The sequence below is a fragment of the Hansschlegelia zhihuaiae genome (assembly GCF_004103825.1).
GTDB lineage: Bacteria > Pseudomonadota > Alphaproteobacteria > Rhizobiales > Methylopilaceae > Methylopila > Methylopila zhihuaiae.
The window spans coordinates 147,128-154,761 of sequence record NZ_RYFI01000004.1; the positions used below are offsets into that span (position 1 = coordinate 147,128).

8 protein-coding genes and 1 other RNA gene are annotated in these 7,634 nt (G+C 71.0%); 2 read left to right on the plus strand and 7 right to left on the minus strand.

Features of this window, described 5'->3' with window-relative positions; all coding sequences use genetic code 11:
- Positions 1 to 55: 55 nt before the first annotated feature.
- The 7 genes from ftsL to EK403_RS06055 all read right to left on the minus strand — a co-directional run bounded on the left by ftsL (position 56) and on the right by EK403_RS06055 (position 5,498).
- Positions 56 to 616 carry a cell division protein FtsL gene (gene ftsL, locus EK403_RS06025; protein ID WP_128776600.1) on the minus strand — a complete coding sequence of 187 codons (561 nt, stop codon included), beginning with the start codon at positions 614 to 616 and terminating at the stop codon, positions 56 to 58.
- Positions 613 to 1,614: a 16S rRNA (cytosine(1402)-N(4))-methyltransferase RsmH gene (gene rsmH, locus EK403_RS06030; RefSeq protein WP_280986419.1), complete on the minus strand. Its 1,002-nt coding sequence runs from the start codon at positions 1,612 to 1,614 to the stop codon at positions 613 to 615. Before rsmH ends, ftsL begins: the two co-directional genes overlap by 4 nt.
- Positions 1,611 to 2,072 (minus strand): division/cell wall cluster transcriptional repressor MraZ, encoded by a 462-nt coding sequence (locus EK403_RS06035; RefSeq protein ID WP_128776601.1) that lies wholly within the window; start codon positions 2,070 to 2,072, stop codon positions 1,611 to 1,613. Before EK403_RS06035 ends, rsmH begins: the two co-directional genes overlap by 4 nt.
- Positions 2,073 to 2,480: 408 nt before the next feature.
- An RNA gene (gene rnpB, locus EK403_RS06040) (RNase P RNA component class A) lies at positions 2,481 to 2,889 on the minus strand.
- A gap of 101 nt (positions 2,890 to 2,990) precedes the next feature.
- Positions 2,991 to 3,506 carry a transglycosylase SLT domain-containing protein gene (locus tag EK403_RS22245; RefSeq protein WP_164919511.1) on the minus strand — a complete coding sequence of 172 codons (516 nt, stop codon included), beginning with the start codon at positions 3,504 to 3,506 and terminating at the stop codon, positions 2,991 to 2,993.
- Between the two features lie 496 nt (positions 3,507 to 4,002).
- Entirely contained in the window at positions 4,003 to 4,764 is a 762-nt protein-coding gene (locus EK403_RS06050; protein ID WP_128776603.1) for an N-acetylmuramoyl-L-alanine amidase, read from the minus strand.
- Entirely contained in the window at positions 4,761 to 5,498 is a 738-nt protein-coding gene (locus tag EK403_RS06055; RefSeq protein ID WP_128776604.1) for a TerB family tellurite resistance protein, read from the minus strand. The genes EK403_RS06050 and EK403_RS06055 overlap by 4 nt, the downstream gene beginning before the upstream one ends.
- A 350-nt stretch (positions 5,499 to 5,848) precedes the next feature.
- On the opposite strand from EK403_RS06055, the gene EK403_RS06060 reads away from it, so the two are divergent.
- On the plus strand, positions 5,849 to 6,736 hold the full coding sequence (locus tag EK403_RS06060) for a DMT family transporter (RefSeq protein WP_128776605.1): 888 nt from the start codon (positions 5,849 to 5,851) through the stop codon (positions 6,734 to 6,736).
- Positions 6,737 to 6,875: 139 nt separating this feature from the next.
- Positions 6,876 to 7,634: hydantoinase/oxoprolinase N-terminal domain-containing protein (locus EK403_RS22985; RefSeq protein WP_280986423.1), on the plus strand; the 759-nt coding region annotated here is incomplete at its 3' end.

A 7,634-nucleotide genomic window follows, 5' to 3' on the forward strand; every position in this document is an offset into this window, starting at 1 on the left:
GCGACCCCAGCCACGGCCCCGCCGCGGAACGCGCCGTCCAGCGCCGCCTGTCCGTTCATCGGACGATGCCTATCTTCTTGAGGAAGTCGGTGAGGTTGAGCGGCCCGCTGGATTTGGGCGGCGGCGCGACCGCCGGCCTCGCGGGCTGCGGCTGCACGCGCGGGGCCGGCGCCTTGAGCTGCGAGGCCGGCTTCACCGCGATGGTGGTCTTCTTGGCCGGAGCCGCGGGCTTCTTGACCGCCGGCGCCGACGGCTCCTTGTCGACCGCGATCGAGGCGTCCTCGCCGAGCAGGCCGAGGGCCTCGAGCTTCTTGCCGATCTCGTCGACGGGCGCGGGCCGGTCGGGAAGCGAGGCGAGACGCACGTTCTGCTCGCGGACCAGCGGCTTCAGGTCGAGATGCTGGACGGCGAAAGCCTGCACGCGGTCGAGCCGGGCGAGGAAGGCCCATTCGGCGTTGAGCACCGCGACCGCGTCGATCTCCTGCGCGATCTGGCGCTTGAGCTTGGCGGCGTGCTCTGCGTGCAGGGTCGCGTCGTATTTGATGCGGTAGACCCAGACGGCCGAGGCGATCAGCGCGATCACCGCGACGACGTTGAGGATGCGGGCGATCTTCACGACGTCTCTCCGGAGAAGCCGTGCAGCGGCAGCCGCGGCACGCCGAACGCGAACGGGTCGCCGCCGCGCGCGGGCGCGGAGGTGCGGCGCGCGGCCCGGAGCCGCGCCGAGCGGGCGCGCGGGTTCCGCGCGATCTCGGCGTCGCCGGGCTTGACCACGCCGCGCGACAGCGCCTCGAAGGTCGCGGCCGCGACCGCCTGCTGCGGCATGTGGCGCGAGCCGCCCGGCGCGGTGCGGGTGCGGTCGGCCAGGAACGTCTTGACGATCCGGTCCTCGAGCGAATGGAACGAGACCACCACCAGCCTTCCGCCAGGCTTGAGCCGCTTCTCGGCCGCGAACAGCGCGCGGCCGAGCTCGCCGAGCTCGTCGTTCACCGCGAGGCGGAGCGCCTGGAAGGTGCGGGTCGCCGGATGGATGCCGTCGTTCCAGCTGCCCAGCACCTTTTCCGCGATCTGCGCGAGCCGGCCTGTGGTCTCGATCGGCGCCTCGGCGCGCTCGGCCACGATGGCGCGGGCGATCGCGCCGGCGCGGCGCTCCTCGCCGAGCGTGCGCAGGACGGCCGCCAGCTCCTTGTCGTCGAGCGTCGCGACGAGATCGGCGGCCGACGGGCCCTCGCCGCCCATCCGCATGTCGAGCGGGCCGTCGTTGCGGAACGAGAAGCCTCGCTCGGCGCGGTCGATCTGCATGGACGAGACCCCGACGTCCAGCACGACGCCGTCGAGCTCCGCGACGCCGAGCGCGTCGAGCGCGGCCGACAGGTTCGAGAACCGCTCCTCGACGAGCGTCAGCCGGCCCTTCGAGGCGGCGACCAGCTCGTAGCCGGCGGCGACCGCGGTCGGATCGCGATCGAGCGCTATGACTCGGCAGTCCGCGGCCCCGAGGATCGCGGCCGTGTAGCCCCCGGCCCCGAAGGTGCCGTCGAGATGGATCTCGCCGTCGGCCGGGCTCAGCGCCGAAAGCACCTCGGCGAGCATCACGGGCGTATGGGGCGCGGTCACGGCCGATGCTCCGGCGCGCGAGACAGCATGCGCTTCAGCTCCCGCGCCTTCTCGCGCGACGCGGCGAGATGCGCCCGGAAGCGCTCCGGCTCCCACATCTGGAACTTCGAGCCCTGGCCCACGAACACCACGGCGTCGCCGATCCCGGCATAGGTCTTGAGGCTGTCCGTCAGCACGACGCGGCCCTCGCCGTCGATCTTGAGCGCCTCGCTCATCCCTAGCAAGGCGGTCGAGAGGCTGTCGCGCTCCTCCGAATAGGGCGCAAGCGTCGCGAGCAGCCGGTCGATCTCCGACAGCAGCGCCGCGCCGCCCGCGTCGAGCGCCTCGAGGTCCAGCGAGGGGTGCACGAGCAGGCCCGGAAAACCGTCCCGCGTCAGGATCGCGCGGAACGAGGCGGGGATCGAGACCCTGCCCTTCGCGTCGAGCCGGTTGGAGAAGGTCGACAGGTAGCGGTCCATGGCCCCCTGCGCCGGCGAGCCCGGCCTCCGTCCTGCCGCCCCGTTCGGGCCAGGCCGCCGCAAAAAGCGCGCAAGAGTCCAGGCCCGCGGCCGGATGGGCCGCGAACGGACTGAACCAGCTCTGTGGAGAAGAGCCGTCAACGCGCCGTTTCGACGGGATGGCTTGGGATAGCATGGGGCCTTATGGGCGTCAACGAAACGGGCCGTCGGGCCGGCGCAGCGCGGCCCAAGACGCGCAACCTGACAAGGGCCGCGTCGCGACCGGCGCGCGACGCATCAGAGTAGAGCTTCGTTAGGGTTAAGAAGCCGTTGCGCGCTTCCCGCCCGCAGCGTCCGGCGCTGTGACGGACGGCGGGACAACCTGTTCGCAGGCTGTGGACAAAGGCTCCGCGGGCTGAGGCGGAGCAAGGCGCCAGCCGGCCTGTAAGCCGGGTTCTGTATGGCGCGGACCCAAGTCGCCCCGGGCCCGCACGTGACGGCCATTCCTCTGGGACGTCCGTTTCCGGACGCCTCGAGCGACCAACCCGGGCGACGACCCGGAAGCGGGCCTGCCGGTCGCTTTCGCGGCCGGCGCGTCGCCCCTATTCGGTCTTGCTCCCGGCGGGGTTTGCCGTGCCGCTCCCGTCGCCGGTCGCGCGGTGCGCTCTTACCGCACCCTTTCACCCTTGCCCGCGGCCGAAGCCGAAGGCGGTCTGCTCTCTGTGGCACTTTCCCTGGGGTCGCCCCCGCCGGACGTTATCCGGCGCCGTGCTTCCGTGGAGCCCGGACTTTCCTCTCCACTCCGATGAAGGAGCGAAGCGGCCGTCCGGCCGGCTGGCGAAGGCAGTTGCGCGAGATCGCGCCACGCGGTCAAGCGCCATGAGAGAGGCAAGCAGCTGAAATGGCCCTCCCGCCAGTTGGGCGGGAGGGCCGGCCGGCTCACCGGGAGGCCAGCGTCTCGTTCGAAGACCCGCCCTGCGCCATGAAGCGTCGGACCTTGGCGCAGTAGACTGCTCCGGCCGCGGTCACGCCCCTGACGGCGTGGCCGCCCTGATACTTGGACACGGCCGCGCAGGTGTTTCCGCCGGCCTTTCGGACGGCTTCCGCGAGATAGCGCATGCCGTATTGCAGATTGGCCGAGGGTTCGTAGAGCGCCTGGCGGCTGCCCCGGAAACCCATGCCGCGAGCAGTCTGGTAGCTCAACTGCATCAGGCCGATATAGCCGCCCTTGCCGGTCGCCCTGGGTTGATACATCGACTCGACCTTGACGACCGCATGGCCGAGGGCAGGGCTGACGCCGGCGCGCTGCGCGGCGGCCGTCACCATGCCCTGGATCGAGCCGGTGGGCGCCGCGGCGGCGAGATCGCCGGCCGGCCGCTCGATCTGCGGCGACGGAACCTCGCGGGTCAGCGCCACCGTGCTGGTCCTGGCGGTGAGACGGCGCGCCGAGGCCATCCGACGGGTCTCTGACCGGACGCGCTTCGCCTGGGCGGAGCGGACGGCCGTGCGGAGCGTCGTGCGCCCGCTGCGGGTCCCCCGCGTCGCCTGCCGCGGCGAGGGGATGGGGGGCGCCCGTTGCGCCGGCTGGGCGGCGGCGGGCGCCGCCGCCGGACGCGCGCCGAACGGCTTGCCGGCCGGCTGCGGAACGGCCGTGGCCGCACGCGCGTTAACGGAGCGTTCAGACTTTGCGCCACGCGGCGCAGTCATGGACGCGGACTGCTGAGTTTTGTTGAGATGAGAGCTTCCCCGAGTAGGATTTGCAGAGTTCGGCTGAGCTTGAGCCGAGGCGACGGTCGCCGCTAGTAGAGCGACGACGATCGTCGTCTTACGCATATTCACACTCCCGATACGTGACGTTCGGGATGGACCTACGCGGGAGAAATTTGACCTCGGCTCGACCAGCTTTTGTTTGGTTCTTGACGCTGCGGTGACGAGACCGGGGCGGAGCCCCTCAGCGAGCGGGCAAAGCGGCCAGCAGGTTGCGGAGCGTGGCGCAGGTCGAGAAATCCGCGGCCCCGTCAACGCGCTCCGGTCGGAAATGGCGCTGGAAGGCCCGCACCACGGCCGAAGTCGCGGCGTCGAATCGGCCGTCGATCTCGACCCCGTAACCGTAGAGACTAAGCAGGGTCTGCAGGTGCTCGACGGGTTCGCCCTCGTCGCCTTGCACGATCGTCGCCCCCTCGGCGAGGGGCGCCGGCGGCGCCCAATGGCCGACGCCCGCGGCGGCCAGCCTGTCCCACGGGAACTTCTCTCCCGGATCCTGCTTTCGCTGCGGCGCCACATCCGAATGAGCGAGCACACGCTCCGGTTGAACGCCCCTTCGCGCGCAAATGTCGCGGCAGAGCTCGATCACGGTTTCAATCTGTGACGCGGGGAAGTCGCGGTAGCCGAATTCATGGCCTGGATTGACGATCTCGATCCCGATCGAGCGGGAGTTGACGTCGGTCTCGCCCTCCCAATTCGAGACGCCGGCGTGCCAGGCCCGGCGGTCTTCCGCGACCATCTGCAGGAGCCGGCCGTCCTCCAGAACGACGTAGTGGCAGGAGACGCCGCCTTCGGGCGAGGCCAGCCGCTCGCAGGCCGCCTCGGCGGTCTTCATCCCCGTGTAGTGCAGCAGCAGGATGTCCGGCGCCCTGCCCTCGCGCCGCTCGTCGTGGTTGGCGGCCGGGCGGATCTCGTCGACGCGCGCGCTGTCCGGCTGGAGGACGCTCACGCCATCGCCCGTTCGGCGCGGATCGCGTCCCAGGCGGCGTTGATGGATGCGAGCTTGGAGGTGGCGATGTGGACCGCCTCGGGCGGCAGGCCGCGCGCGGTCGCGCGATCGGGATGATTCTCGGCGACGAGCGCGCGGTGACGACGCTTGAGCTCGTCGTCCGAGGCGCGGGGATCGGCGCCCAGCACCTCGTAGGGATCGTCGGCGGGCAGCCGGACGTAACGGCCGAAGGCCCGGCGCAGGCTCGCCTTGTCGAGATGGAACTGCCGTCCGACCTCGGAGAGGTAGCGCACCTCGGCCTCGTGGATCGCGCCGTCCGCCGCCGCGATGTGCGCGAGGCTGTGCAGCACGTCCTCCAGCGTCGCCGGCTCGTCCTTGAACAGGCCGTGGAGTTGGCGGGCGTAGCTCTCGAACCCCGCGACGTCGTAGGTCGCGCGGTCGAACGCCTCCTGGACCTCCTCGAGGTCCTTGTCCTCGATGGCGAAGACTTTTCGGAAGGCCTCGACCTCGACCGGCGCGACCACGCCGTCGGCCTTCGCCATCTTGGCCGAAAGCGCGATGACGCCGATCGTGAAGGCGAGGCTGCGGGCGTCACGCTCCTCGGCCGCGACCTGCTCGGGGTCGACCTCACGATCCACGAGGTAATGGCCGGCGAGCACGCCCGCGATCGCGCCGAGCGGTCCGCCCAACATCCAGCCTCCCGCCGCGCCTCCGAGCTTTCCCCAAAACGACATGCAAGGCTCCCGCTCCGAAGGCCCCACGTTAGCGCATGAGTGTCCCAAGGTGAATCGGACGCATCGCCGTCGAGGCGGCTTCCGTGAGAGAGCTAGCCGCGGACCTTGCTGCCCCGCGGCAGCGGGATGGCGGCGCGAAGCGCCGAACCGGGAGGAGGCTTGGGGCATGAAGCTCGATCCTGGCCGATCCCACCCGGCCGGGCTTCGCCCCTCCACCCTCCCCTCTGAAGGGGGAGGGACCGCAGCGCGACATCAACACCTGAAATGGCGGCCATCGCCGAACGTCGTTTGTCTTGGGTCGCGCGCCGCGCTTTCACTCCGGCCCCGGGGCAATCAAAAACCAGACGGCGATGGACGTTCGACAGGAAAGACTGGGCCTGCTGCTCGGCGTGATCGGCGTCGTGATCTTCGGCGCGACGCTGCCGGCTACCCGGGTCGCGGTGCCCGAACTCGGTTTCGCCTTCGTGACCGCCGGACGCGCCGCGGGCGCCGGGCTGATCGCGCTCGCCGTGCTGGCGGCGCTGCGGCGGCCAGTCCCCGACGCGCCGACGCTCGGCCTGCTCGCGCTGGTCTCGCTCGGCGTGGTGTGGGGATTCCCGCTGTTCTCCTCCTACGCGATGACCCGGGCCTCTTCGGCGCATGGCGGCGTCATTCTCGCGATCCTGCCGCTCGCGACGGCGCTCGCGGGCGCGGCGATCAACGGCGAGCGGCCGTCCGGCCGGTTCTGGGGCTTCGCGGCGCTCGGGGCTGCGCTGGTGCTGGGCTTCGCGCTCGGGAAGGGCGACGAAGGCGAGGCCGGCCTTGGCCTCGGCGAGCTCGCGCTGATCGCCGCGGTCGTATCGGCCGCCGTCGGCTACGCGATCTCGGCCAAGGTCGCGCGCGGCATGGCGGGTTGGGAGGTGATTTCCTGGGCGGTCGTGATCTCGCTTCCGGCATCGGTTCCGGTCGCGTTCCGGACCGCCCCGGCCGACTTTTCGGCCGTCAGCGCCGATGCCTGGACCGCGTTTCTCTACGTCACCGTGATGAGCCAGTATGTCGGCTTCTTCGCGTGGAACGCGGGACTGAAGCTCGGCGGCGTCGCGCGGGTGAGCCAGGTGCAGCTGCTGCAGACCTTCGTGACGCTCGCGATCGCGGCGCTCGTGCTGTCGGAGCCGGTCGACGCCGGCACGGTGCTGTTCGCCGTCGGCGTGGTGGCGGTGGTCGCGCTCGGCAGGCGCGCGCCAATCCGGCGGGCGTGAGGCGTAAACCTCATGTCCCGGCCTTGAGCCGGGACCCATAAACTCGACGATGACCGACGTGTCGCCAAGCGCGCCGTTTCGCTCGCGCCGCTTTGTGGATATGGGTCCCGGCTCAAGGCCGGGACATGAGCGGGGCGCGATGGGTTCGGATCGCTGGCAGTTCTGGATCGACCGGGGCGGCACCTTCACGGACGTCGTCGGCCGCGCGCCGGACGGGACGCTCCATGTCCGCAAGCTGCTCTCGGAGAATCCCGACGCCTATCGGGACGCCGCCGTCGCGGGCGTGCGCGAGACGCTCGGCCTGAAACCCGACGAGGCCGTGCCGTCCGAGAAGATCGGCGCGGCGAAGATGGGAACGACGGTGGCCACCAACGCGCTGCTCGAGCGCAAGGGCGAGCCCACGGCGCTGCTGATCACCAAGGGCCTGCGCGACCAGCTCCGCATCGGCTACCAGGCGCGCCCAAAACTGTTCGCGAAGAAGATCGAGCGGCCGGAGCCGCTGTACGACCGCGTCGTCGAGATCGACGAGCGCGTGCTGGCCGACGGGACGGTCGAGGCGGCGCCCGATCTCGACAATGTCCGGACTGAGCTCGAGATGCTGAAGTCCGACGGCGTCGAGGCGCTCGCGATCGTCTTCATGCACGCCTACGCCTGGCCCGGGCACGAGCAGGCGGTCGCCAGGCTCGCGCGCGAGATGGGCTTCGCGCAGGTCTCGGTCAGCCACGAGGTCTCGGGGCTTCCCAAGATCGTCGGGCGCGGCGACACGACCGTGGTCGACGCCTATCTGACGCCGGTGCTCGCGGCCTATGTGGCGCAGGTGCGCGACGAGCTGAACCTGCCGGAGGACGACGCCGCCCGGCTGATGTTCATGACCTCGGCGGGCGGCCTCACCTCCGCG